The organism is Psychrobacter sp. TB67 (genome assembly GCF_000511065.1).
In the GTDB taxonomy this organism is placed as follows: domain Bacteria; phylum Pseudomonadota; class Gammaproteobacteria; order Pseudomonadales; family Moraxellaceae; genus Psychrobacter; species Psychrobacter okhotskensis.
Map to the genome: position 1 here is coordinate 92,517 of NZ_AYYA01000028.1, position 25,031 is coordinate 117,547.

General features: G+C 42.6%; 22 protein-coding genes and 1 pseudogene. 8 read left to right on the forward strand and 15 right to left on the reverse strand.

Features of this window, described 5'->3' with window-relative positions:
- The first annotated feature begins 715 nt into the window (after positions 1-715).
- From W293_RS17180 to W293_RS0104075, 3 genes are all read left to right on the forward strand, one after another.
- Complete coding sequence (locus tag W293_RS17180) at positions 716-868, forward strand: hypothetical protein (RefSeq protein ID WP_156915594.1); 153 nt, start codon at positions 716-718, stop codon at positions 866-868.
- A gap of 71 nt (positions 869-939) precedes the next feature.
- Positions 940-2,454, forward strand: a complete 1,515-nt coding sequence (locus tag W293_RS0104070; protein WP_025651232.1) for a M16 family metallopeptidase — start codon at positions 940-942, stop codon at positions 2,452-2,454.
- A 68-nt stretch (positions 2,455-2,522) separates the two neighbouring features.
- Positions 2,523-4,124 (forward strand): M16 family metallopeptidase, encoded by a 1,602-nt coding sequence (locus W293_RS0104075; protein ID WP_025651233.1) that lies wholly within the window; start codon positions 2,523-2,525, stop codon positions 4,122-4,124.
- 189 nt (positions 4,125-4,313) lie between these two features.
- On the opposite strand, the gene W293_RS0104080 is transcribed toward W293_RS0104075, so the two are convergent.
- Positions 4,314-4,862: a hypothetical protein gene (locus W293_RS0104080; RefSeq protein WP_025651234.1), complete on the reverse strand. Its 549-nt coding sequence runs from the start codon at positions 4,860-4,862 to the stop codon at positions 4,314-4,316.
- 135 nt (positions 4,863-4,997) lie between these two features.
- The gene (locus W293_RS0104085; protein ID WP_025651235.1) at positions 4,998-5,972 is read right to left on the reverse strand and encodes a D-Ala-D-Ala carboxypeptidase family metallohydrolase; all 975 of its coding nucleotides are present in this window, start codon (positions 5,970-5,972) and stop codon (positions 4,998-5,000) included.
- A 262-nt stretch (positions 5,973-6,234) separates the two neighbouring features.
- Here W293_RS0104085 and rodA point away from each other — a divergent pair, with 262 nt between their 5' ends.
- Positions 6,235-7,377, forward strand: a complete 1,143-nt coding sequence (gene rodA / locus W293_RS0104090; RefSeq protein ID WP_025651236.1) for a rod shape-determining protein RodA — start codon at positions 6,235-6,237, stop codon at positions 7,375-7,377.
- 1,264 nt (positions 7,378-8,641) lie between these two features.
- Positions 8,642-8,983: pseudogene (locus W293_RS17595) on the forward strand (septal ring lytic transglycosylase RlpA family protein); the annotation flags it as partial.
- 126 nt (positions 8,984-9,109) lie between these two features.
- Here W293_RS17595 and radA read toward each other — a convergent pair.
- From radA to W293_RS0104150, 11 genes are all read right to left on the reverse strand, one after another.
- Positions 9,110-10,546 carry a DNA repair protein RadA gene (gene radA / locus W293_RS0104100; protein ID WP_025651238.1) on the reverse strand — a complete coding sequence of 479 codons (1,437 nt, stop codon included), beginning with the start codon at positions 10,544-10,546 and terminating at the stop codon, positions 9,110-9,112.
- 224 nt (positions 10,547-10,770) lie between these two features.
- Complete coding sequence (lptB, locus tag W293_RS0104105) at positions 10,771-11,550, reverse strand: LPS export ABC transporter ATP-binding protein (RefSeq protein ID WP_025651239.1); 780 nt, start codon at positions 11,548-11,550, stop codon at positions 10,771-10,773.
- Between the two features lie 56 nt (positions 11,551-11,606).
- Complete coding sequence (lptA, locus tag W293_RS0104110; RefSeq protein WP_173239370.1) at positions 11,607-12,092, reverse strand: lipopolysaccharide transport periplasmic protein LptA; 486 nt, start codon at positions 12,090-12,092, stop codon at positions 11,607-11,609.
- A 302-nt stretch (positions 12,093-12,394) separates the two neighbouring features.
- Positions 12,395-12,982 (reverse strand): LPS export ABC transporter periplasmic protein LptC, encoded by a 588-nt coding sequence (lptC, locus tag W293_RS0104115; RefSeq protein ID WP_025651241.1) that lies wholly within the window; start codon positions 12,980-12,982, stop codon positions 12,395-12,397.
- On the reverse strand, positions 12,979-13,545 hold the full coding sequence (locus W293_RS0104120) for a KdsC family phosphatase (RefSeq protein ID WP_025651242.1): 567 nt from the start codon (positions 13,543-13,545) through the stop codon (positions 12,979-12,981). Before W293_RS0104120 ends, lptC begins: the two co-directional genes overlap by 4 nt.
- A 68-nt stretch (positions 13,546-13,613) precedes the next feature.
- Positions 13,614-14,606 (reverse strand): KpsF/GutQ family sugar-phosphate isomerase, encoded by a 993-nt coding sequence (locus W293_RS0104125; RefSeq protein WP_025651243.1) that lies wholly within the window; start codon positions 14,604-14,606, stop codon positions 13,614-13,616.
- Between the two features lie 242 nt (positions 14,607-14,848).
- Positions 14,849-15,376, reverse strand: coding sequence for an RNA chaperone Hfq (gene hfq / locus W293_RS0104130; RefSeq protein ID WP_025651244.1), 528 nt, complete (start codon positions 15,374-15,376; stop codon positions 14,849-14,851).
- Positions 15,377-15,810: 434 nt separating this feature from the next.
- The gene (gene miaA, locus W293_RS0104135) at positions 15,811-17,001 is read right to left on the reverse strand and encodes a tRNA (adenosine(37)-N6)-dimethylallyltransferase MiaA (RefSeq protein WP_025651245.1); all 1,191 of its coding nucleotides are present in this window, start codon (positions 16,999-17,001) and stop codon (positions 15,811-15,813) included.
- 44 nt (positions 17,002-17,045) lie between these two features.
- Complete coding sequence (mutL, locus tag W293_RS0104140; protein ID WP_025651246.1) at positions 17,046-18,854, reverse strand: DNA mismatch repair endonuclease MutL; 1,809 nt, start codon at positions 18,852-18,854, stop codon at positions 17,046-17,048.
- Positions 18,855-18,905: 51 nt separating this feature from the next.
- Entirely contained in the window at positions 18,906-19,430 is a 525-nt protein-coding gene (gene tsaE / locus W293_RS0104145; protein ID WP_025651247.1) for a tRNA (adenosine(37)-N6)-threonylcarbamoyltransferase complex ATPase subunit type 1 TsaE, read from the reverse strand.
- Positions 19,423-20,046: a 6-pyruvoyl trahydropterin synthase family protein gene (locus W293_RS0104150; RefSeq protein ID WP_025651248.1), complete on the reverse strand. Its 624-nt coding sequence runs from the start codon at positions 20,044-20,046 to the stop codon at positions 19,423-19,425. The genes tsaE and W293_RS0104150 overlap by 8 nt, the downstream gene beginning before the upstream one ends.
- A 377-nt stretch (positions 20,047-20,423) precedes the next feature.
- On the opposite strand from W293_RS0104150, the gene W293_RS17505 reads away from it, so the two are divergent.
- A complete protein-coding gene (locus W293_RS17505) occupies positions 20,424-20,546 on the forward strand; it encodes a hypothetical protein (RefSeq protein WP_264673009.1) in 123 nt (40 codons plus the stop codon).
- Positions 20,547-20,860: 314 nt separating this feature from the next.
- On the opposite strand, the gene W293_RS0104160 is transcribed toward W293_RS17505, so the two are convergent.
- Positions 20,861-21,193 (reverse strand): YnfA family protein, encoded by a 333-nt coding sequence (locus tag W293_RS0104160; RefSeq protein ID WP_025651249.1) that lies wholly within the window; start codon positions 21,191-21,193, stop codon positions 20,861-20,863.
- A gap of 217 nt (positions 21,194-21,410) precedes the next feature.
- Between W293_RS0104160 and htpX the strand changes: the two genes are divergently transcribed.
- Positions 21,411-22,325 carry a protease HtpX gene (gene htpX / locus W293_RS0104165; RefSeq protein WP_025651250.1) on the forward strand — a complete coding sequence of 305 codons (915 nt, stop codon included), beginning with the start codon at positions 21,411-21,413 and terminating at the stop codon, positions 22,323-22,325.
- Between the two features lie 177 nt (positions 22,326-22,502).
- Here htpX and W293_RS0104170 read toward each other — a convergent pair whose 3' ends face one another.
- On the reverse strand, positions 22,503-23,918 hold the full coding sequence (locus tag W293_RS0104170) for a hypothetical protein (RefSeq protein WP_025651251.1): 1,416 nt from the start codon (positions 23,916-23,918) through the stop codon (positions 22,503-22,505).
- A gap of 403 nt (positions 23,919-24,321) precedes the next feature.
- Here W293_RS0104170 and W293_RS0104175 point away from each other — a divergent pair, with 403 nt between their 5' ends.
- The gene (locus tag W293_RS0104175) at positions 24,322-24,969 is read left to right on the forward strand and encodes a transposase (RefSeq protein WP_025650624.1); all 648 of its coding nucleotides are present in this window, start codon (positions 24,322-24,324) and stop codon (positions 24,967-24,969) included.
- The last annotated feature ends 62 nt before the right edge of the window (positions 24,970-25,031 follow it).

Here is a 25,031-nt window from a genome sequence, read left to right on the forward strand (position 1 = left end):
TGTAATGGCATGGTTGGAATGGTTGAAGCCGTATTAGTCTTGCTGTTAGCTTCTGTTTCCTTGGCACGCGAAAAACTTTCAGAGGAACTTTTAGGTACGTTATGCTCCTCTGTCGTGACAATCGGCGTGGCTAAAGCGATACTCTCAGCAGCATGGGCGCTTGAGACGTCTTTGTTTGTCGTCGTTTCTTGCTCTGTGGCCTTATCATTATTCACTGCATTGTCATTATTTGCCGCATTGTCATGATGCTTATCGGTCATCCCAGCATCATCTAACGGTTTGGTTGGTACGATATCCTCATCAACGATGGGCATAGATTGCACCGGTAGGCTGGGTAAGGTAATATCATCGTCATCTAAATCATCAAGACCACCGTCAAGGTTAATGACCACACGATTTCTATTGTTTGGGTTATTCATAAGCCTGCCCTAAAAGTTATCATTATTAGTAAGATGTTTATTTTAAAATCGGTCAGTATATCGTCCGTTTTCTATCATTCAAATGATAGATTATTTTTAGCCTAGTTTAGCATAATTCAAGTTGCTCTCAGCCTTTACCATCCTAGACCGAGGTTAAATGCTAGAATTCATTAGATGAGATGAATGGTTGAGAAAGTTTAGCTTAAGGTTTGGACACAAAAATCTGACCTTCAATATGCGTAACTTCGCCTACTCTTAGCGAGCTTTATTCAATAACTTCATATTAGGAATCACCTATGTCATCGCTATCAGATTATTATAAAAAAATTGCCAATATCAGTGCGGCTCTATTAATAACCACCATCGCGCTGTCAGCGACTGGCTGTAACACCACGCAAGAGTTTAAGCCGACGGCTAGCGTGATGGTTGGCGCACATAAATCGCTGTAACGTCAGCACTGTCGATTACTATATTTAGCATGCATACATTCAGCCATCTTTTTATATAAGTAGAACCTACCATGTCCTCGACCTTACCCTTACCTGCTAGCTTCTTACGCCTTGCCTGCGCTTTGGCGATAGCAACTACCCTTGCCGCTTGTCAGACTAACAGCGTTGGCACTACTTCGTCAGCGGATGGAAACGCACTTGTCCAAAGCCCAGACAGCAAGGAATCCCAGCCATCGTCAGCGTTGTTTATGGATATGTCAGGTCGGCATGAGTATCAGTTAGCAAACGGTCTAAAGATCGTGGTAAAAGAAGACCACCGCGCACCCGTCGCCATGACCCAGATTTGGTATCGAGTAGGCTCGACAGATGAGCCGCTTGATAAAGGCGGCATCTCGCATTTGCTAGAGCATATGATGTTCAAAGGTACCTCTACTGTATCAAGTGACGACTATGAACGCCTAATCGCCAAATTTGGGGGCGTTAACAATGCCTTTACCAGTTATGACTATACGGGTTATTACGAGCTATTCCCAGCCAACCGTATGCCACTGGCGCTAGAGCTTGAAGCCGATCGAATGAAAAACTTAATCTTTGATGACAAAGAATTTACCAAAGAGCACCAAGTGGTCATGGAGGAGCGACGCCAACGTACTGATGACAACCCACTTGCCAAAGCTTATGAATCATTTCGATTGTTGGCGCTACCTGATAGCCCAAAAGGCGAATCTGTCATTGGCCCTATGAGTGAGCTTGAATCCATTACGCTCCCAGAGCTAAAAGAGTGGTACAAGACTTGGTACGCACCCAACAATGCAACCTTGGTGATAGTTGGCGATGTTGACCCAACAGAAGTGTTGGCGCAAGTCAAACGCTACTTCGGTGATCTCAAACCAAGCAATCTGCCCAAACGCCCTGCTGTCAGTCAAAAGGGCTTCCGGGGTTATCAGCAAGTTGAGTCTGAACAAGCGGTACAAGTACCGGTTTTGCTGATGGGTTATAACGTGCCCAGTCTCGTCACTGCCGGCACAGCCAATGAAAAACAAGCTTACGCGTTATCGTTGGCACAAGACGTATTGGATGGTGGTCTGTCTGCTCGCTTAGAGAGCCGACTGATACGCGAACAAGGCCTGCTCACCACAGTTGGCACCTCTTATGACTTGCTCGATCGCGGTGATGGACTGTTTTTAATTCAAGCGACGCCGCGTGAAGGTGTCAGCTTAGAACAAGCGCAGCAAGCCATAATTTCTGAAATAGAAAAGCTCAAAACCGATCCCATTGCCGATGATGAAATCAGTCGCGCCAAAACCAATACGGTCACTGGATTGATCTATGCCCAAGATAGCATGGAGGGTCAGGCGCGCATGATTGGCTCGCTACAGTCTATCGGTCTCGATGACAGGCTGCTTGCTGAATTACCAGCCAAGCTCGATGGTGTCAAAATCTCTGATATTCAAGCGGCCAGTAAAAAGTACTTGGTCAAAGATAATTTGACCGTCATGCATGTGATACCGCCGACAGAGCAAGCCTCCGAAGAAAAAGCATCTACAAAGCAAATAAGTCAAAAAACGGTAAGCAAAAATCAATAATAACAACGTGCTGTCAATATTTTCACTGATAAGCCAATGCTAAAGACCTTATTAATAAGAAGAAAGCCATGACTCAGACTACTTTTCTCATAAATACAAAAAAAAGCTCTTTATTGTCATTAGTAAAGCGCGAATTTAAACCTCATTTCGAACCTCGTTTCGAACCTCGTTTCGAACCTCGTTTCGAACCTGGGTTTAAGCAGCGTTCCTACTTGAGCCTAAGTATATTATTAGGTTTGACGATATTGACGACCACCGCTCAGGCAGATACCACTGGTAGCGAAGACTTTCGTACGCCATCAGCTGCCGTTGATATAAATGCACCAATAGCCGCACTATCAACACTCACAAGTGTCGCTGATGCCAAGCCATTAAAAGTCACAGTTCCAACCATTCAACCGTTCAAAACCAAAGCTGGCGTTCCTGTACTTTTTGTACGCACCACCGCCCTGCCCATTGTCGATATTGATTTACGATTTAATGCAGGTAGTGCCCGAGATGGCAGCATACGCAAAGCCGGTTTTGGCATTGCCAATATGACCGCTACGATGTTGGAACAAGGCTCTAAAAGCTTAGATGAAAATGAGTTCACCCGCGCTGTTGAAACCTTGGGAGTGAATTTGAGCAGTAGCGCCTATAAAGATATGTTTATCGTCTCGCTACGCAGCTTATCCGATGACAAACATCTACTGCCTGCCGTCGACTTGATGACTCAAATGCTGAATGAGCCAGCGTTTGATGCAGATATCCTAGCTCGTAACAAAGCGCGGTTATTGGTCGGTTTGCAGCAGCAAAAACAAGACCCCAATAGCCTTGCGAGTATTGCTTTTAATGAAGCTTTATATGGCGACCACCCTTACGCCCACCCTTCCGTTGGCACACTCGACAGTGTACCGACTATTGAAAGAAAAGAATTAATCGACTTCAAAAATCGCTATTTGGTTGCGGCAAATGCTTCTATCGCGATGACAGGCAATCTGACTTTAAGCCAAGCCAAAAAACTTGCTGACAATATCACTGCTGACTTGCCGGTCGGTCAAGCCGCGACAACGCTACCTGAGCCCAAACCACTGACAAAAGCGCAGCATATTCACATTCCTTTTCCCAGCACCCAAACGACCGTACTAATGGGACAACTGGGCGATAAACGCGCCACCGATGCTATCGCACAGCAGAAGCAAACTAACTTTGCCGTGGGTAACGAAGTGCTGGCAGGAAGTGACTTTAATGCGCGGCTGATGACTGAAATCAGACAAAACCTTGGCTATACCTATGGTATTTCAGGCTCAATGAGTCCGATGCTAGCGCGCGGCCCTTACCAGATTGGTTTTTCGACGCGCAATGATAAAGCGCGCGCTGCTATTGATGCCAGCTTAGACGTCATCAATGATACTTTGGATAATGGTATTACTAGCACTGAGATGCGCTTGACGACCGACAATTTAAAGAACAGTTTTCCGATGGGCTTTGCCAGCAACGCCGGTATCAATAGCTTATTGGGAATGATGAATTTTTATCAATTGCCCAATAATTATCTGACCAATTATGTGAGCCGTATTGAGCAAGTACGATTACCAGAGGTCAATGAAACCATGCGCGATACGCTCAAACCTGATAACTTTTTGATTGTCACTGTTGGACAAGAGGATCCTTGGAAGGCCGATAAATAGTGATTATTAATAATAATGAAGATCAAAAAAAGCACTTATAAAAGTGCTTTTAGACAAATTATTAAAGATAGCTATTGGCAGTAACTATTGGAAGTAGCTATATGAAATACAAGAAGAATAGACAATAGAAAAATAAAGGATGACGTTACAAGTACTAACTACTATGTAAAGTCGTCAGCTTAGGTTACGTTAGCTAGTGATGGTGATGTTTACGTCATAGCTTAAGCGCGTGGGTTTGTGAGTTGCCCCGACATAATTTAAGCGAATCACATGTTTATCATAAGATTGAACTTGATAAGGACCATTGGCAAAGTTATGCATGGTTGGGACAATTAATAACGTCTCGATTTGATCGCTATTAATATTAATATCGATGCTTTGACCTGCTTCTGGGTATAAATAATAGTCACAATAATCTGATATCAAGACCTCAGCCGTACGGACGATAGTGTCATCATCGACGTTTTTTTGCAGCAGTTTTGGACATATATCAGGACGTTTAGCGGCGAGAAGCGCATAAGAATTTCTGATATTTTCTTCGATATCTTCTGCATCCGAAGCATTTGCATTGGGCAAGCTATTTTCAGAAGCAGGGTCTGGACTGCAAGCACTAACACACAGAAGAGACAAAACCACTGAGCAACATAACCCCGTATACATCTGGGTTGAGCGCAAAGTGCTTTTTTTAGGTTTGTCTGATTGACTCAATCTTTCTACTGCTGAGTACCGCTTTTTCATAAATCCCGCTTACAGCAAACGATGGTGTATTATTTTTGACATAATACACCATCATTTGTTGCAATAGAAAATGGTTTATATACGTATGAGTATAACTGGATAATTATATTCGTTTTTACGATAATATCGGCTTTATCAATAGCGACAGGAAGAGCTGCTGCTGGCATGATTAAAGCCCCATTTGCGGTATCCATCAGTATCCAAATGGATAGCGCCTGTGGAATACAACCCCAACCCAAAGTTATGAGACTGACCTTGATATTGCCAGAACTGACATAAGCCATCTTGCATGGTGCTCAGTAGCCATAAATTGTCTTCGTACTCAGGCACCCAAATATCTATAGCGCCTGCGGTCATATGTTTGCTGCTACTTGCCCCGCCAGCACAGTCATTGAGTCCAGGACTGCGATATACCGAGCGTATCTCAGTACTAGCGGGTAAAATACCTTGGTTTTTTAGCTCACTATACAGGCGCAATGTGGGCACGACATTGGCCCATAACTCTTGCGGCGGCAGCTGATAAGGCTCATAGCCACATTTATCCCAACTGCGTGCCGTCGTGAGTAATTGAGACAAGGGCGGTACATTACGAGCACCCACTCGCGCATTTAAATAGCGTTGATAGTCGGCAACTTGGCTCGCTCGGTAGCTATTGCTGTTTAGCCAGCCGTTAAAATCTATACTGGTAAAATTATTATAAGTATTATTACTGGTACTGTAAGTAGAGGGATAGGTGGTACTGTAGCTAGGCGCGCGTCTATTGATGTTGACGCGTTTGTTCTCTTCAATGGATACACTGGCATCAAAATTGAAATCGCGTTGTTTTTGCTGAATCAAGCCCTGCATGCTATCGCCAGTCACCACATTTGCGCCACTTAGCCTTGCTCCACTTAACATAGTAACACCAGAGTTATATGTCGCATTAGTAGAAGGCTTGATATAGGGATTACTGCTACTATTATCGCTACTATTGCCATGACGGACTTGAATGCGGCGCTCACTGCTGTCGCTCACGATAGCCGCATGAACGCTGATACTACTGGCACAAACCAATAAGGCAATAATAGGCTTGTGAATCTGCCCATAGACATGGTTTTTTTTATTGATCATTGCAAGAAACACCCGCTAAAAACGTTTTACCGATACTATCAAATTTTTAGCAAGCAGGCTAAACTATCGCATCTAATTCTTAGCGACCTATTCGTAATTAACACTTATCCTTATAATCTTCATAGTTACGTGACTTTATTACTAATGTGTTACTTTATTGGTTAGCATCTATTAGAATGAATACCTTATATTTATTGATTAATCATTTGTTTGTGTCAAACCAGACTTCTCTTTTACGCCAATTGCCAGCCACATTTTGCCTATGTCTTCTAATCCGCAATACCGTTTTTCCCGTCAGAGCCACCATTTAGGTCAGGGTCATGCACCGACGCTATGGCAACGTATTCATATTGACCCATGGTTGACTCTGCTTTTATTGACGGTTTGTTGTATTGGTTTAACGATTTTATATAGTGCTTCGACCCAAGATGGGAGCATGGTCATACGCCAGATGATTAGCTACGGGGTAGCGTTTGCCGTCATGTTTACCATGGCTCAGATACCGCCCAGCATTTATCGTAGCTTTACGCCTGTTTTTTACGTTCTAGGACTCGTACTATTAGTATTGGTAGATATTATTGGCGAGGTGCGCATGGGTGCACAGCGCTGGATTAACCTGCCAGGATTTGGCAGCGTGCAGCCTTCAGAATTTATGAAACTTGGCATGCCGATGATGTGCGCTTGGTTTTTGTCTAAGCGCGATCTACCTCCTTCAGCCTCAAGTATCGCCATTACATTAGCGTTGATTATCGTTCCGGTGCTATTGATTGCCAAAGAACCTGATTTGGGTACTTCGCTGCTGGTCGCGGCCAGCGGCATTTTTGTGCTTTTTTTAGCAGGTCTGTCATGGCGAATGATTTCAGGAGCGGCCATCTTAGCGATACCGCTTATCGCCATCGCTTGGAATTTTTTGTTACATGACTATCAGCGTACCCGAGTATTGACATTGCTCAACCCGGAAGCGGATGTGCAAGGTGCTGGCTGGAATATTATTCAGTCCAAAACCGCCATTGGCGCAGGGGGGCTGACGGGTAAAGGCTATTTGGAAGGCACACAGTCGCATCTACATTTCTTACCAGAAGGCCATACTGACTTTATTATTGCCGCGTTTTCTGAAGAATTCGGTCTGTTGGGCGTTATGTTATTGATGTTCGTGTATGCCTGTCTACTCACACGCGCCTTATATATTGCTTTTACCCATCCCGATGTTTATAGCAGACTATTGGCAGGCGCGGTCGCCATGTCGTTTTTTGTCTATGTGTTCGTCAACGTCGGTATGGTTGGCGGTATTTTACCTGTTGTTGGCGTTCCTCTACCTTTCGTTAGCTATGGCGGCACGGCAATCGTCACTTTGATGGCAGGCTTTGGGTTATTAATGTCCATTCATACCCATAAATCTAACTAGAGCATGGCTTTAATCTTAATATGAGAGAATGAAAAAACACTATGTCGGTAACAGCTAAAAAGGCGCTATTTTATGGCGTCCTTTTTTAAAGCCTACATGAAATTTTGGACTTGGAATGTCTGCATAAACACGCCATACGTGACTCTTGAGAGTATCAAAAATGCAAACTATAGCGACTTATTAATTAAAAAATAGCAGCCTTAATATCCAAAAATTAGAATATTAAGATAGAATTTAAGCAGTTTTTAGGAGCTAATAATTCGTTTTATTTGTAATTAATGCTACATATTCTTTGATATTACCCATCGTTTATCATAGCCATATCCCACCTTAAACTACTGATATAGTTAGAAAAAATATATTTATACTACAGCTTTTTTCCTCTAAAACTCCCCCTATTGTTACTCTACACTGATAGGTTTTAATCCTTGTTTTTTACAAATAATTGCGTTAACCTCGTTTTATTGTGTTTTGCTACATAACCCGTACAGAGCTACTAACAAACTTAGCATTTAATTATATTTTAGTTATAGCTCATCCGTATAGTTAGCAAATCCGAGATTTCAGACTTTCAAATCGACTACTTAGTTAACGCTTTAATAACAAAGTAATACGTAATACACTTTAAAACGTTTATTAATTTAGCAATACATGGAAGTTTGTTTATCGGATATGATAAATGTCGGTACTGACCATTGAAACTTTAGTTATTTAACTATGAGAGTCGGTACTTAATTAATGTTGTTAACTATCATTTGAGCACATCGTAAACGTTTCAGTCATTTACTACTGCAACGCATTTATGATAACAAAATGAAAATTATCATATGTTAGACCCTATAAAAGCCATCTTTTGCATCAATCGTGATTAGAATAACCGATTGATATATAGGCTTTAGAGCTTGCGACACGATTAGATTGGTCTAAGTCTGTCACACTCGATCTAAGATTTTTAGAGTTAGGTTTTAATGTATAAGTTATAGAGGTATTTATGAATAAGCGTTTATCTGGTTTACTTACAATGTCAGTATGTCTATTTGCTGGCTCTGCAGTCGCATCTAATGCCAATGCGGTAGAAGCAAAAACCACCCTTGCAATGATTTCGCAAGATAACGCCTCCCATATCGACCGTGTCCTCGGTGAGCTTAGTCGTCAACATGACGGTGCTTCAAGCTTGGTTAAGTCTGCCCGTCAGCCTACCTCATTAGCACTTAGCAGCTCACTATTAGCGAGCGATACCGCTCAAGTAAGCAATGACGAAGACGTGCTAGAGCGTTTAACAGCAGTCGCGTCTAACTCAGTGAGCAAATTTAAGCAAACCGGTTTGGCATCTTGGTACGGCCGTAAATTTCATGGTCGCAAAACGGCCAGCGGTGATACATTTGATATGAATGCCCTGACAGCGGCTCATCGTTCACTACCATTAAATTGCTATGTCAAAGTCACCAATAAGACCAATGGCAAAAGCGTCGTGGTAAAAGTCAATGATCGCGGTCCATTCCACGGTAACCGAGTAATGGATTTGTCTTATGGTGCTGCTAAGCAACTAGGTATCACTAGCAAAGGGGTTGGTAACGTCTCGATTGAACGTGTTTCAGGACCCTAGTTCTAAACCTACAGTTTTATAACTAAAGTTATAGCTAAAACGAAAAAAGCGCCTAACCACGATGAGTTAGGCGCTTTTTTATGTCTGACATTTATCTTTTTTAATATAAAGCTATAAACCTATCGCTTACAACTCAAACGCACTTTCGATAGCATCGTCGAGACGTTCAACGGCAATCACATTAATGCCTTTAAATTGAGGAGAATCCTTCGCAGGTGCGTTAGCTTTAGGAATAATAGCGTGCTTGAAACCATGCTTCATCGCTTCTTTCAATCGTTCTTGACCGTTAGGTACAGGGCGTATCTCTCCAGACAAGCCTACTTCACCGAACACGGCTAAGGATGAAGGCAAGGGCTTTTCTTTGATACTTGAAGCACAAGCCAATAATACAGCCAAATCAGACCCTGTCTCTATGACCTTGACGCCGCCAACCACGTTGACATACACGTCTTGTCCACTGGTATGAATACCGCCGTGACGATGCATGACGGCCAGCAGCATGGATAAGCGTTGAAAATCTAGCCCCAGCGCCATACGTCTAGGTTGACCTTGCGAATCATCAACCAACGCCTGTACCTCGACCAATAGCGGTCTCGTACCCTCACGACTGACCATAACGACCGATCCAGCCACGGGCTTATCATAACGGCTCAAAAATATCGCTGACGGATTGGCGACTTCTTTCAGTCCCATATCGGTCATACCAAAAATACCGAGCTCGTTAACCGCACCAAAACGATTTTTGACGGCGCGAATCATCCGAAAGCGGGAGTCTGACTGTCCCTCAAAATACAATACCGTATCAACCATATGCTCAAGCACGCGTGGCCCTGCGAGCGTACCTTCTTTGGTCACATGCCCCACTAAAAATAGCGCAGTGCCCGTCTGCTTGGCATACCGTGTCAAAATAGCCGCAGATTCTCGAATTTGACTGACGCCGCCCGGTGCAGAATTGATGGCATCTGTATAAATAGTCTGAATAGAGTCAATAATAGCAATGGCTGGCTGCTCTTGAGTTAAAGCCGCACAAATAGTCTCGACGTTGGTCTCGGCCAATACCCGAAGTCTGTCAGCAGGCAGATCCAAACGTTTGGCACGCATAGCAACCTGAGCCAGTGACTCCTCGCCGGTCACATAAAGCGCACTACCTGCCAGCGAATCAGCACGAGCCATATTGGTCGCTGTTTGCAATAAGATAGTTGACTTACCAATACCGGGGTCGCCGCCTATTAATACGACAGATCCGGCAACCAATCCACCGCCAAGCACACGATCAAACTCGCTAATGCCAGTGGGCAAGCGCGTATCTAGGCCGACGCTGACAGCATTAAGCGGCATGACCGCACTATGAGTGCCTGCATAGTTGCCAGCGGGTGCACCTGTACTACGAGACACCGCTCGACTAGCATTAGGCTTAGCAGTATTCTTATTATGATGCGGCATACTGACGTTTGGCGCTTCAACCAAGCTGTTCCATTCCCCGCAATCCGTACACTGCCCTGCCCATTTGCCAAAATGCGCCCCGCAATGCTGACAGACATAACTGCTTTTATTTTTTGCCATAATGTATGAGCCTTATACAGACGATCAATAATAAAATATCAGAATACTTTTTTAAGTGTTTATATGAGAATAATTGTATGAAGAAGCCGTTAAGATGACAGGCTGTGTAGCAGGGATAATAACGAATAGGGTATGAATTATGGTCGTTGACACAAAAGATAGCTGAGACTTTATGCCAACTTATAAAAACAGAAACGAACGTGAATAGTGGTTAACTTACTGATTTATACCTGAAAATCTTTACCTAGGTACACAGATTTCACCAATTCATTATCTAAAACATCGCAAGCTGTACCTTCAGCAATAATGGCACCTTCTGAGACGATATAAGCTTTTTCACAAATAGCGAGCGTGTCGCGGACATTATGATCCGTGATTAGTACGCCAATACCACGATTTTTTAGCGTTAATATCACATCTTTAATATCACCAACAGAGATAGGATCAACGCCCGCAAAAGGCTCATCGAGCAAGATAAACTTCGGATCAGCTGCTAGGGCACGGGCAATCTCGCAACGGCGACGCTCACCGCCCGATACACTCATTCCCAAAGATTTGCGTACATGTCCTAGATTGAATTCACCGATTAGTTTTTCAAGCTCTTGGCGCTGCTCATTGGCCGTCAATTCTGTACGCGTTTGTAAAATAGCTAAGATATTGTCTTCAATAGACAGTTTGCGGAAGATAGAGGCTTCTTGCGGCAAATAGCCAATACCAGCACGAGCACGCTCATGCATGGCATATTTGGATAAATCCATGTTGCCTAAGCTGACGCTGCCTTTATCCATGTTAACCAGTCCGACGACCATATAAAAACTGGTGGTTTTACCGGCACCATTAGGGCCTAATAATCCAACCACTTGACCTTGATCAACAGAAAACGAGACATCTTTGACGACCCAACGTTTGCCATAGCGCTTACCTAAGTTCTTCATACACAAGCGCGCGACAGGCTCAGCGTTGATGGTTGGGGCTAAAGGGTCAAGATTTTGGTTATCACTCATAACTTACTCATAGTGTTATCGAAATTTAAGCGCTGCTACAGACTGGTTTGTACAACTTAGCGTACACCGCTCTGGCTATTACTGTTGCTGGGCGGGAAAACCAACTCCACGCGCTGATTGCCGCCAGCAGTCGCTTCTACATCACCCGCCTTTAAGCTATAACGAATGACATTACCTGCGAAACTGGCACCATTTTGTACAAGCTTTGCATTGCCAGTCAACGTGATAATACCAGTGATGGCATTATAATCAATTTTATTGGCCTGACCTTTCGCCACACCTTTTTCTTGGGTAACTACTTGTTGCATAGTGGCTGGACGACCGGTCGCTACTGCAGAGTTGATACTACGACCCTGTGATAAGTTGACCGTAATATTATCTGCGGTCATCTTAAACGTACCTTGAGTAATAACCACACCACCAGAATAACTGGTGACGCCGGTACGTTCACTATACGTGGCTTTATCTGCCAACAGCTTGATCTGCTGGTTGGCGTCTGATGGCAGCGCATGACTGTATAGTGGTAACGCTAGCAACATCATGACCGATAGCGTGCGCAGACGAGGAGAGACTTGAATCGAGCGGGTCGATAATAAGCGCAAAGTAGGCAAAAATTTAGATTTCATAAATATTACTCGTTTTATTATTAGTAGTAGGATTTGCAAACTTTATGCTAACGATAGTCAATTCTATATTAATCGGACACGGTCTCAGGTTATTAGAGTCACTCGGCGTACTATAGATAGCACTTTCGCTCATCTGTCCTGTCTCTCAATTATTCTGAACCAACTATATTGTTTTAATGCTTTTTGACGTAATCATTTACTGTAAAAGGCAACGGTGATTAAAACAAGGCTTTGTCTTGACGGTCAGCAGGAGAAAAATTCACAGCGACCTGACCGAACTCATATTCTCCAGTCTCAAGATTGGCTTTCATACTCGATGCTTCAAATCGATTCATCCCTTGTTCAATCTTGACCGCTTCATCACTATAAACTTGACCTGACTTGGTATTGCCTTTAAGAGTATTACCCGTCACTTTGATGGGTTCAATATCTGATGCGCCATCAGCTTTATCTTCACTAACTAAGGTAAAGCCACCAGACAAACTCAGCTCTCCAGTCTGTTGGCTAATAGCAGCACTACCCGCTTCGATACGATAGCGCTGCTCATCTGAGGGCTCCCAATTCATCGTAATACCGGACATCTCATCCTCATTAGTCACCGGATTGTGTGTCAACGATTCAGCGGTAAGCTCATATTCCGTTTCGCCTTGCTCATTGGTTTGCACCGCCTTGATGTCGGTCGCTTCATAATCAACATCCGTCGCTTCCATACTGACTGGCGGTGATATATCTCCTTGCTGCTGAAAAAACCAGCCAGCAATACCAGCAATAATCAACGCTAAAACTATTAAAACACGAGTATTCACGACAAGTTATCCTGAGTTTGTGCCTCATCAAGCGTATAGTGCGCGATAAAGTCTTGATAATGACCGTGACCTTTTAAGATAAGATCACATATTTCACGAACTGCCCCCGTACCGCCTGCGCGGGTGGTGACCATGTCGCTACGCTTAATCACTTCGGCATGAGCATTGGGCACCGTTGCCGCAAACCCCACGGTTTGCATTGCTTTAATATCTGGCAAATCATCGCCCATATAAGCACAATCAGCCGCCGTAATGTTGAGTGCCGGGTCAAGGGTAGATAACAATTCATTTAAGGCAATGAGCTTATCATCACGTCCTTGTACCACATAATTCACACCCATCTCGACAGCGCGCTTATCCACCATGGCGCTGCTACGACCCGTGATAATAGCAGTCAAAATGCCATACCGTGCTAACGACTTAACGCCGACACCATCGTGTACCGAAAAGGCCTTAGTCTCAATACCATTGGCGTCATAGATAATTTGACCATTGGATAAAATACCATCAACATCCAGTACCAATAGCTTCACTTGTCCGGCTTTTTTTATTAAGTCTTGCATGAGTCATCCCTTCTTAAAGACTTTTTGGCTCTTATTTATGTAGCATTATTTTTTTAAATGCATAATGCTTACTTAACACCCGCTTGTAGTAAGTCATGAACCGTAATAATCGCTTCCAAGCGATCTTCGTCATCGATAATCAATAGCTGGCTAATGCCGTTTTCGTTCATGACACTCAAAGCGTCTGATGCGCGCATGCTTTTACTGATGCGACGTGGGTCGTGTACCATCACATCGCGCATCGGGGTTTGTAGATCAATGCCTTTTTCTAAGCCACGGCGTAAGTCACCGTCTGTAAATACGCCGACAACTCTGTCATTATCATCAATGACCACTGTCATACCTAAACGCCCAGCAGACATGGTAAAAAGCGCCTCTTGCAATGGGGCTTGTTGATTGATAAGTGGCAAATCTTCTGACTTAGTATGCATCAAATCTTCGACGCGCGTGAGCAGTTGACGACCTAACGCCCCTGCTGGATGCGATAAAGCAAAATCCTCTGACGTAAAATTGCGCGCATGCACTAAAGCCACTGCCAAGGCATCGCCTAGCGCCAATGTAGCGGTGGTGCTAGAAGTGGGCGCAAGATTTAGCGGACAGGCCTCCTGCGATTTACCCAAGGTCAATACAATGTCAGCTGCGCGCGGTAACATGCCACGCTTATCACGGCTGATACTAATCAGTGGAATATTTAAATGCTTAACCACAGGCAGCAGCATTTTAATTTCGTCTGACTCGCCAGAGTTTGAGATGGCCAGCAACACATCGCCTTTCACCAGCATACCTAGGTCTCCATGCCCCGCTTCACCAGGATGCATAAAAAAAGCGGGTGTACCAGTAGAGGCAAAGGTCGCAGCGATTTTGCGCCCAATCAATCCTGACTTACCCATACCAGTCACCACTACCCGACCTTTACAGGCCAAGATAATATCGCAAGCCTGTGCAAATCTATCGTCTATCTGCTCTGTCAGTAGTGCTAACGCCGATATCTCGGTATTGATGGCTTCGATAGCGGTACTAATATATTGCTCATGGGTCAGATTGCTTTGGCTATTACTCATGCATCAGCTCTATGTTTATAATGAATCGATAAGATATTTTACTATACTCTGAGCAATATTAATAATGCCCCGCAAAACCCAATAGCAACGTCAAATCGATATCAATGTTTAGTAGTTATTATACGTCTATTTATACAAAAAAAACCCACTATAGCAGCAGGTTTTGATTAAGTATATCAAGTCGAGATAACGCATCTATAGGCAAAATACTTCCTGTCTATGATCGGTTGTTTATTATCAACTTAGTTGTTATCATCAGACTCGTTATTTGGCTTACTTTCGAAGCTCGCACTGTCTGCTGGCGTCTCAAACCCACGGTCTTGACCAAAACCACCACGTTCAAAACCGCGATCTTGACCTTGTCCTAAACTACCACGCTCAAAGCCGCGATCTTGACCTTGGCTAAAGCCACCACGGTTGAAGCCACTACGATTAGCAGCAAAACCGCGCTCTTCAAAACCACTGCCGCTAGCAGGATTACTACCACGTTCAAAACCACTACCTTGATAACTGGTTGGCGCGGCACTCTGAGGCTGAGAGGTAGTGCCTGTCGCTGTGCTACTACGCGGGTTACGCGCTGGTACAACCGTCGAGATGGCATGCTTATAAACCATCTGGCTCACGGTATTTTTGAGCAACACGACATATTGGTCAAACGACTCAATCTGACCTTGCAATTTGATACCATTAACTAAAAAAATAGAGACAGGAATGCGATCTTTGCGCAGCGAGTTCAAGAACGGATCTTGTAAAGTTTGTCCTTTTGACATGAAATCTCTCCTAAATATTATATAATTATGTTTTAAGCGCCAATTATTTTAAGTGTTGATTTAATTATAATGGCTAAGAGTAGATACAATAATAAGTTTTATTTATAAAACGTATCTAAATAAACACTGGTCCTTCTTAAGCGATTCCACTTTATCGTGAATACATTATTATTGTAGATAATTAAGTAACTACTTGTTTCATAAACTGTTTTTATCAACAAACGTCAATTAATAATAGTTAATAAAACAATGGCGATCGCGCAAAATACACCACTTTACTGAATTTAAATTATAACAGCTATTAACGTTGTATTTTGAAACTAATTGTCATTACTTTCTAGTGTGTTTATGAGGCGTTGCTGCTATGTTGTGTTTCTAATAAGATGGAGCAAAATCAAGACAGACTTTAAGGCAAATAACGCCTTTAAGAATGGCTAAAGCAGATAGTTTCTTGCCTCTGCCATTGTTGTGAATGCTTTAATCTCTAACGTATGGTTCATAGAGTCATTTGCATCATCAGCAGAGTTGGGACTTATTGCTACTGGTGTCGCAGTACTGGGCAGTTGCATTACTTTGCGAAGCCAAGTGTACTGGCGCTTTGCTAGCTGTCTTGTCGCATATAATGCTTTATTTTGCATTTGCTGACAAGCAAGCACCTCGGTTTGGCTATCGGCCAAACTTGATTCAAGAAGAGGCTGAGACGCTTTATCTTGTTGTAATTTATTACTTAATGAACTGTCTAATTCGCCAAAAGCCTCGTAAAACAACGCCTTGTCTAAATGCGGCTGTTCAAATATTGGATGATTAGTATGCACGAGATATTCTAAGACTTGCCGATAGCCAACGCAGCGCATCGACGGCAAATTCGGTGTTAGTGGATACTGCTCAAGCAGCCTGATTACTTCAGCCACTAGACCCTCATTCCACATGATGTCTAGACGCTGCTCGATACGCTCATGTAACCATGGGCGATCAGGCATCACTGCCAATACATGCCAGTTCTGATTGGGATTATAGGCCAATGCTTGTTTGGGCTTTCGCTGCCAGTCACTAATTGGGATATCTGTTTGCAAATACACTTCAATAGCGCGGGTAATACGCTGAGTATCAGTGGCATTGAGGCGCTGGTGGCTCACCGCATCAACTTCACCTAGATAGTCATATAGCACACTTATACTTTCATCTTGTCGCCATTGCTCCACCCGCGCACGGACGCTATCATCGCTATCTGGTACTGGAGATAGCCCATCTAATAGCGCCATGTAATACATCATGGTACCGCCAATGAGCAAGGGTATTTTGCCGTTTTCATGACAGCGATCAATCAGACGAGCAACATCATTAACGAATTCTGCAACGCTATAGCTCTGAGTCGGGTCAATAATATCAACTAAATGGTGCGGATAACGCGCCAGCTCCTCCGTCGTAGGCTTGGCTGTACCGATATTCATGTCGCGGTATATCAGCGCTGAATCTACTGAAATGAGCTCATAACGCCCTGTATCATACAGCTCATAAGCCAGTGCTGTCTTACCGCTCGCGGTTGGTGCCATCAAGCACACCACGCTATTATCTGCCAAATTGGGATTTAGGCGATAAGACGAGCTATCAGACGAATGTTGCATAAAGTTGCCTTTACCAATAATGTTTTGGGTAACAGAAATAGAATTTAGTTATTTTTTTTATTCACAGACGAGAGCATTAACGCGACTAACTGCTGACTGTCTATCGTTTTGAGTGCGTTATTAATAAGTAACGAGTCGATATCAGCTAAGAATACTATCAAATCTTGCGCTGACATTTGCGCGCTCACGGTAGCCAGTTGCTGATTAATATATGCTGCACTATCTATCGACTTGCCCTCTAATACTTCCCCTTCTTTGGAAAAATTATTGCTAAGCACTTGTGACTCAAATAATGAGCTTAACATCGACTGCCAATCTGCTGCACTGATGAGTAAACATTGCCCGTGATAGTAAAATAATAACCAAGGCAGTGATTTATTATCGATGTCTTTAGTATAAGAAGATTCGATTGCTAGGTTATTTAAGCTCGTAATGATGTCTAAGCAAACTGGTAAAGACTCGCTTGTTAGTAACGAGCTACTTAGAATATTAGCGTTATTGGTTGAAACTGGACTTAATAATTTAATACTCTTCGCTGAAGAGTCATCACTATAGAATTTTCCTGAAAGACGCTCTTCTAAATTTTGCGAAAAATCTTTACTTACTGACAACTGATATGGCTGTCTAGGTGCTTGTACTTGCTGGGTTTTGGTTAAACGAATGGTAGATGATGTCTGTTCCCTTTCAGCAGCAAAGGCGTTATATATAGGTAGACGATTATCTAATACTTGACTATCATCATTAGCAGAATCAATGGTCTTTTTGCTAATAATCGTTTTAAGCTTTGTCCGAATATCATGACTTAGATGCGCCATGATATTGTTGAGCGGACTGATTTTGATGCGCTGTTTGGATGGATGTACATTGATATTGAGCCACTCGGTTGGCAAATCAAAATAAAGCGCGTAGCCAATACCTGCCAGCTGAGTACTTTGGGCAAGTTGGCGCAATTGATTGCTAACCAAGGCTTCTTTTACTAGCCTGCCATTCACATAGATTAGCTTTGGTAAAGTATCCTGCGAATGAGCGATAGGCCACAACCAACCATTAATGCTTGCTTGAGCGCCAAAGCTATTGCCAGCATACTCTGCAGGTGACTGCACCAAGCTGCTGAGATCTATCGCTATTTCTAACGCATTATCCATTAGTAATGACCCAGTCGCTTGTTCAAGACGCGATAATGGCAGACGATTTATATTACTATGATTGTTGTTATCGACAGACCTTGAAGACAGCGACAGCCGCTTTTTATTATCATGAAACAGCGTCAGTGCCACATCTGCTCGCGCCAGTGCGACTTCACGGACGATCGTCTCAATATGACCAAACTCGGTCGCGATAGACTTTAAATTACCGCGACGGGCTGGCACGTTAAAGTATAAATCCTTTACGGTAATGGTCGTACCACGATGATGCACAACGGGTATGAGCCTTGGCACATCGTCCAATACACCAGCAACTTGCAACTGACGACCGATGCCACTGTCATCGTGGCTACTGGTCAAGGTCAAACGAGAAACTGCTGCCGTCGCTGCCAAGGCTTCCCCGCGAAAGCCTAACGTTGTAATACCATGTAAGTTAGCGACATCCGCAACTTTACTGGTCGCATGACGGGTAATGGCCATGACCATATCATCGGGATGAATGCCCGTGCCATTGTCCATCAGCTCAATCATTCCCATGCCGCCTTGGGTAATATGAATTTCAATATTACTCGCACTAGCGTCAATCGCATTTTCAAGCAGTTCTTTGACCACTGCGGCTGGACGCGTGACCACCTCACCTGCTGCTAATTGATTGATGAGCAACGGCGATAATTTTTTGATGCGGCTATTGGAGAGATTATCTGGCATTAATGGATGTCATACTTTTCTATAGTCTCAGCAGCATTAACGGGGTTTGAACTAAATTTTAAGAGAGGATAAATCTAAGCCTTGTGCTTGGCCCGCCTTCGATAGTCGCAGCTCAACTTGACGAGCCTCTTTATCTATATCAGCGCTGTTGGCTTGCGTCATATCGATAAACATAGTCGGCGGCGGTAAGTAGCTGTCCGCACGGCTGGCCCATTCGATAATGACCAGCGCATTTGGTTCATCGAGATACTCATCGAAACCGATAAAAGACAGCTCTTCTGGGTCTTGCAGACGATATAAATCAGCATGATAAACAGGCTTAATTGAGTCGTCATTTTGCTGAATGCTATAAGGTTCCACTAAGGTGTAAGTCGGGCTTTTAACGGCACCCGAATGTCCGAGCGCTTGCAACCAATAACGCGTCAGCGTGGTTTTACCTGCGCCCAAATCACCCGCTAGCCAGACACTACCGGATAGTGGTAATGCCGCCAATTGTGCCGCCAAATGCTGAGTATCGGCTTCAGAATACAGCGTCAACATTTTTACGTTTTTGTCTTCCATTGTACTATTAAGCATCAGGCTTACCTGTCTGTACTTGCGTATGTACCTGCATAGTCACGGATGGATTGATAAAGCGCTCACCGCGAATCAGCTTGGTATACAACTCGGTGTCATGCCATTCAGCACTCACTTGGTCGCTGAACTCAAATTCTTCTAAATTAAGCTCGCCCATTTGCGCGTTTGCCACATCATCAGCAAAGCACTGTGCGTAACCGGTTGCCGTCTCATGGGCAATCACCGAGTAAACGCTGACATCAGACTCACCGTTTTGCATTTGGGTTTGTTTTAGAATTTCTTGCGCCCAAAAGAATATCACGCGCGAGAACTGCTCTGCGGACGGCGAGACTGGCAAACTTATCCAGCGTGCGCTGAACTTTTTACAAGCCTCAATATACTCAGGATCGTCCTTATTCCAAAAGCAAATGGCATGATCAAAGCTGTCGATGATGTCTTTAATCGAAGACTTTAATAAGCCAAAATCATAGACCATTTGCCCGTGATCTAAGCGCTTGGCTTCTAGAATCAGCTCAATCTGATAGCTATGACCATGGATAGAATGCTTGCAACGCTCAGAGCTACAGTTACGCACGATATGAGCATTTTCAAATTTAAAAAGTTTACGGATACGCATAATAATTTTGACCAAAACAGTAAGCACTATCGTGCTAAATATTAATAACTAAAGGTTTGCCACAGCGAATCATTGGCTTGTCGCTTATTATAGCAAATTGGCATGTATCCGTAAGTAAGCACTTATTAATAGCAATATTGGCTAAATAAATCTATTGCCTACAACGTCTATTTATAAAATACGAATTTAAGGCATAGCATCGACAAAGGCAGGGTTGGATCGAATCGTAGGTGAATTGTGCAGAGGCTATCTATTACCTACCCTTCAGCCTATACTCAATCCAGTACGCAGCGTTTGCGGCCATTGTAGCAATATCGCCTACTAGTCAGCTAATTTGGCTTAGAGGATGGTATAAGCTACCTAAAAAGGAAAAAATCATGAGTAAAGGTCAAGATAGTAAGAAGAATGTAAAAAAGAAGCCACTGTTAACGGCAAAAGAGAAAAAAGCGGCTAAACAATCAAAGAAAGAAGACAGTGGTAGTATTTTAGGTAAACATTAATATTCAATGCACCACTGTGCTAATTGAAACCCTATTAATTAAAGCTATGCCAATCGAACCTCAAGGTTTGATTGGCATTTCTTATATTTGATTGGCATTTCTTATATTAGATTGGCATTTCTTATATTAGATGATGCTTTGATACTAGGGTGTATCCTCATTTTAAAAATAGTCATAAAAATGAGATAAATCGCCGTCAAACGAGAAAATAGCGCAAATAATATCGGGATATTAGTCAGCTGTTTGACGGTGTTCGGCAAAATTTAGCCATTTTTAGACCGTTTAGATACAATCGAGTGAATTGAAGATACGCCCTAAGTACTGCGCGGTGCAAACATAATAATCGCCATCCCTAACAGCGCGACCGCCGAACCCACTATATCCCACGTGGTTGGTCGAATACCATTCACCGTCCACAACCATAAAATCGCCATCACCACATATACCCCACCATAAGCTGCGTAGACTCTACCCACAGCCGTTGGATGTAATGTCAGCAACCAAACAAAAGCGGCTAAACTAAGCACGCTGGGAACAAGCAGCCAAATTGACTTACCTTCTCGCAGCCATAGATAAGGCAGGTAACAACCGACAATCTCAGCTAATGCTGTCAGCGCAAAAAGGCCAACCGTCTTTAATTCTGTCAAACTTACCTACTCCCCACCTACTACTCTTCTAATCTAACAAAACCAGTTAGGTATTGTACGGTATTTCCCAAAATAATCACTCTATCTCTATCACCTCTTATAAAAGACTATTTTGTCTGACATTACAGTCAAAATCACAGTAAAATCTATCATAGCAAACCTCTTAGATAACCGTCTATCGAGGTCATACCGATCTATTGAATAGGGATTTAACGTAATGATGCGTATTGGCTTGTTTTTATTGACCAACTTAGCCGTGATTGTGGTGTTTAGCATTGTATTTGGCATACTATCCAGATTTTTTGGGATTGGCGGTGTGCATAGTGCAGGTGGTCTTAACTATGTCAGTCTTGCTGTTATGTGTGGTATCTACGGTATGGTTGGCTCGATGGTGTCGCTATTTATATCAAAGTGGATGGCTAAAAGATCAACGGGTACGGTGGTGATAGAATCCCCTCGTAACTCGACTGAGCAATGGCTAGTCGATACAGTAGCCAAACAAGCGCGAGCAGTAAATATCGGTATGCCTGAAGTCGGTATCTTTAATAATTCGCAGCCAAATGCTTTTGCGACTGGTTGGAATAAGAATAAGGCGCTGGTAGCTGTATCGTCTGGTCTACTACAGAATATGACAGCCGATGAAGTTGAAGCGGTATTGGCACATGAGATTGGTCATGTAGCCAACGGTGATATGGTAACCCTTGCCCTTATTCAAGGCGTGGTCAATGCCTTTGTGATGTTCTTTGCACGCATTGTCGGTAGCTTCGTTGACCGTACTGTGTTCAAAAACACCAGTGATCGCCCAGGTATCGGTTACTTTATTACCAGTATTGTGATGGATATCTTACTTGGGTTTTTGGCGTCTGCTATCGTGATGTGGTTTTCACGCTTACGTGAATTCCGTGCGGATCAAATGGGGGTAAAACTTGCCAGCCGCGAAAAAATGATCAGTGCGCTTGATGCGCTTCGTCCTTCTGCACAGCGCCCTGACCAAATGCCTGAGAGTATGAAAGCGTTTGCAATCTCGTCTGGACAAACACAAGGCTTTAGTATTGCAAACTTATTCCGTTCACACCCAACATTAGATGATCGTATTGCAGCGTTGAGAGAATATAATCCTAGTGAGCGATAATAAATATTATTGGGTACAATGCCATAGATACTAGATATAAACACTTGGCATATATCGCTCTACTTACCGATGAAGTGTATTCAGTTCCCTCCAATGACATAAATTGGCATTAAAATACGAATCATAATTAACATTGTTTATACTGTGCTACCGTCTAGCCCAATTTGTATAGGTTAATTATGGTTTCGCCAAGGAAATAATGCCCATCAAAGACCTAGAAGCTCGGTTTAACTCATCTCTTTCTGCTAATTTACTTTTAATATATGATCCGCCTGTAGCTACTAACCCCAACCCAGCTAAAGGTGCTAATACGGGCGTCATTGCAACAACTAAACTAGCAGAGCCTATTAAAGCATTGTGCTTATAAACTGCTTGATACTTACTTTTTATATTTTCTAACTCTTTTCTATGCTTTGATATGAGTAATTCTATATGAAAACATACTTCGCTTGCGACTAAATCTACGTCTTCAACGTTAGTTGACGATAAACTCTTTACTAATCCTCTTAGCTCTCTTCTGAACTGTATATTTTCGTTAGACTGACGGATAGAGATCATTTGATCGTATGGTATATTTGATAAAAAACTCATTCGAGGATTAGTCAATGCTTTGACAATTCCTCCTGTTTGGCTATCTTGATTATTCCAGTTACTAATAAAGCTATTGTTCATTGAAGTTACTAGCTTATAATAATGGGCTTGGCTGTCAATACATAATAATGGACTACTTCTTAGTTCGTTAGCATTTTCGAGTAAATGATATTGTGGAGAGACACGTTCAAAAATAGCATTAATAATCAAAAAATTGTCAGGCTTTTCTAAGTAGTCTTTGCACCATTCTGCGCTTCGCGTTTCTAACATTTCTGCCCTGTAAGAATTCATTGATGTTTTAATATCTTCACCAGGTTTTCTTCCAGGTGCAATAAACAGTTGATGTGTTCTAATTTTCTCTAAAAATACTTGTTCATGACTTATACTAAACTCATGAATGTCATCAAAAGAGCGAATTCCGCTATCAACGTAATGAGAAAAAATATCTGTAGTGAGCTGTATCATTTTAGCTTGAGTCTCTGGGTCTTTGTCTTCCAGCGACTTCTCCCAACTAGGAAAGACAATGAAAGGCAACACATCAAACTTTGTGTCATTAAGCTCCTTCATTCGGAGAATATAAAATGCTGCTTGAACTATAGCTATATAGAAAAACTTTTCTTCACTTCTATCTTTTTCAAGATAAGGAAGTATAGGGTCTGGAATGAGAACTGTATCAGAAAATAGTAATGAACGCTTTGTAGCATTTAGCTGGGTTCCATAAAATCTAGAGCTGCCGCCTAACACTAACTTACAAGCATTTAATTCTTGAGCAAATTTATATACATTTATACCACTTTCAGCATATAACGCTAAAAGACTAGAGCTTAAGTCTGAGAATGGATTCATGCCATTTTGCAACTTATTTGAATTTTTTAAAATTTCTTTATAAACTTCTTCAAAACTATTGAAAAAAGAGGCTTCTTGGCCAACAATATCTATAAAAAAAATATTCAATATTTCGAAATACGTATCTTGATACGCATACAATTCGGTAGAGTTCATTTTTTTCCAAAAAATACAATTATTGAAGTATGATAGTTTAGCTCGAAACCGGTGTAATGGACATTATTCATGCTGGCGTAGGGTCTAACGCTATATACTGTCTATATTTGCAAGGAATCAAAGCCATGAATCAAAAAACTGCCCTTTTTGTCGTGATAAACACACTAAAAAGAACGGACGCAAGCTAGGCAAACAACAGTATCAATGTCTAGCTTGCAGACGGCAGTTTTTAGGTGGCAAAAGACTCAATAACCAAACCCTTTGGACGGAATACACTCAGGGCAAACAGACCTACAAACAACTGGCTGACAAGTATAGCTGTAGTCTTAAAACCATTCAAAGACGCTTAGACACAGTCAGTATTGACTATCAAGTTAAGCGACCGAATACTGCTAACATCATCATGGACACCACTTACTTCGGTCGTAAGTTCGGTTTAATGGTTTTTATGGACAATACCACTAAAGCCGTTCTTTACTACGCGATAGTCAGTCATGAAACCAACAGTGCCTACAAACAAGGAATTGATCATCTAGCATCGTTAGGCGTTGATATACAAAGCATCACCTGTGATGGTAGACGAGGACTGCGTACGTTATTCACCCGCACCCCTTGCCAGATGTGCCAGTTTCATCAGGTGCAAATAGTGACCCGCTACCTCACTCGTCGACCTAAGAACAGTGCAAGTATCGAGCTTAGACGACTTACTTTAGAAATAAAACTGCTTGATAAAGAGGCGTTCATACAGCGCTTAGATCACTGGTATGTGACTCATGAAGCCTATCTCAATGAACGTAGTACCAATGACGATAACAGTAGAACGTGGTACACGCATAAGCGCCTTAGAAGTGCTTATCGTAGCCTCAGAACCAATAGTGATTGGTTATTCATTTATCAAGAATATAAGCATTTAGATATACCAAATACCACCAATTCTCTTGAAGGATTATTCAGCGAGCTCAAGCGACAATTACACAGTCATCATGGTCTAAATGAGCAGCGTAAGTTGCGGTTTATTAAAGACTTTTTAGGGTCAAAGTCTCTCAAATAGCATGAATTATGTCCATTAGCGACTACCTTCTACTTTTTAGCATGAATTTTGTCCATTACACC

What these genes read in the sequence shown, in the direction of transcription:
- W293_RS17180 (WP_156915594.1), top strand. Translation starts at nt 716, where the DNA reads ATGTCATCGCTATCAGATTATTATAAAAAAATTGCCAATATCAGTGCG.
- W293_RS0104070 (WP_025651232.1), top strand. Translation starts at nt 940, where the DNA reads ATGTCCTCGACCTTACCCTTACCTGCTAGCTTCTTACGCCTTGCCTGC.
- W293_RS0104075 (WP_025651233.1), top strand. Translation starts at nt 2,523, where the DNA reads ATGACTCAGACTACTTTTCTCATAAATACAAAAAAAAGCTCTTTATTG.
- W293_RS0104080 (WP_025651234.1), bottom strand. Translation starts at nt 4,862, where the DNA reads ATGAAAAAGCGGTACTCAGCAGTAGAAAGATTGAGTCAATCAGACAAA.
- W293_RS0104085 (WP_025651235.1), bottom strand. Translation starts at nt 5,972, where the DNA reads ATGATCAATAAAAAAAACCATGTCTATGGGCAGATTCACAAGCCTATT.
- rodA (WP_025651236.1), top strand. Translation starts at nt 6,235, where the DNA reads ATGTCTTCTAATCCGCAATACCGTTTTTCCCGTCAGAGCCACCATTTA.
- radA (WP_025651238.1), bottom strand. Translation starts at nt 10,546, where the DNA reads ATGGCAAAAAATAAAAGCAGTTATGTCTGTCAGCATTGCGGGGCGCAT.
- lptB (WP_025651239.1), bottom strand. Translation starts at nt 11,550, where the DNA reads ATGAGTGATAACCAAAATCTTGACCCTTTAGCCCCAACCATCAACGCT.
- lptA (WP_173239370.1), bottom strand. Translation starts at nt 12,092, where the DNA reads ATGATGTTGCTAGCGTTACCACTATACAGTCATGCGCTGCCATCAGAC.
- W293_RS0104120 (WP_025651242.1), bottom strand. Translation starts at nt 13,545, where the DNA reads ATGCAAGACTTAATAAAAAAAGCCGGACAAGTGAAGCTATTGGTACTG.
- W293_RS0104125 (WP_025651243.1), bottom strand. Translation starts at nt 14,606, where the DNA reads ATGAGTAATAGCCAAAGCAATCTGACCCATGAGCAATATATTAGTACC.
- hfq (WP_025651244.1), bottom strand. Translation starts at nt 15,376, where the DNA reads ATGTCAAAAGGACAAACTTTACAAGATCCGTTCTTGAACTCGCTGCGC.
- miaA (WP_025651245.1), bottom strand. Translation starts at nt 17,001, where the DNA reads ATGCAACATTCGTCTGATAGCTCGTCTTATCGCCTAAATCCCAATTTG.
- mutL (WP_025651246.1), bottom strand. Translation starts at nt 18,854, where the DNA reads ATGCCAGATAATCTCTCCAATAGCCGCATCAAAAAATTATCGCCGTTG.
- tsaE (WP_025651247.1), bottom strand. Translation starts at nt 19,430, where the DNA reads ATGCTTAATAGTACAATGGAAGACAAAAACGTAAAAATGTTGACGCTG.
- W293_RS0104150 (WP_025651248.1), bottom strand. Translation starts at nt 20,046, where the DNA reads ATGCGTATCCGTAAACTTTTTAAATTTGAAAATGCTCATATCGTGCGT.
- W293_RS17505 (WP_264673009.1), top strand. Translation starts at nt 20,424, where the DNA reads ATGAGTAAAGGTCAAGATAGTAAGAAGAATGTAAAAAAGAAGCCACTG.
- htpX (WP_025651250.1), top strand. Translation starts at nt 21,411, where the DNA reads ATGATGCGTATTGGCTTGTTTTTATTGACCAACTTAGCCGTGATTGTG.
- W293_RS0104170 (WP_025651251.1), bottom strand. Translation starts at nt 23,918, where the DNA reads ATGAACTCTACCGAATTGTATGCGTATCAAGATACGTATTTCGAAATA.
- W293_RS0104175 (WP_025650624.1), top strand. Translation starts at nt 24,322, where the DNA reads ATGGACACCACTTACTTCGGTCGTAAGTTCGGTTTAATGGTTTTTATG.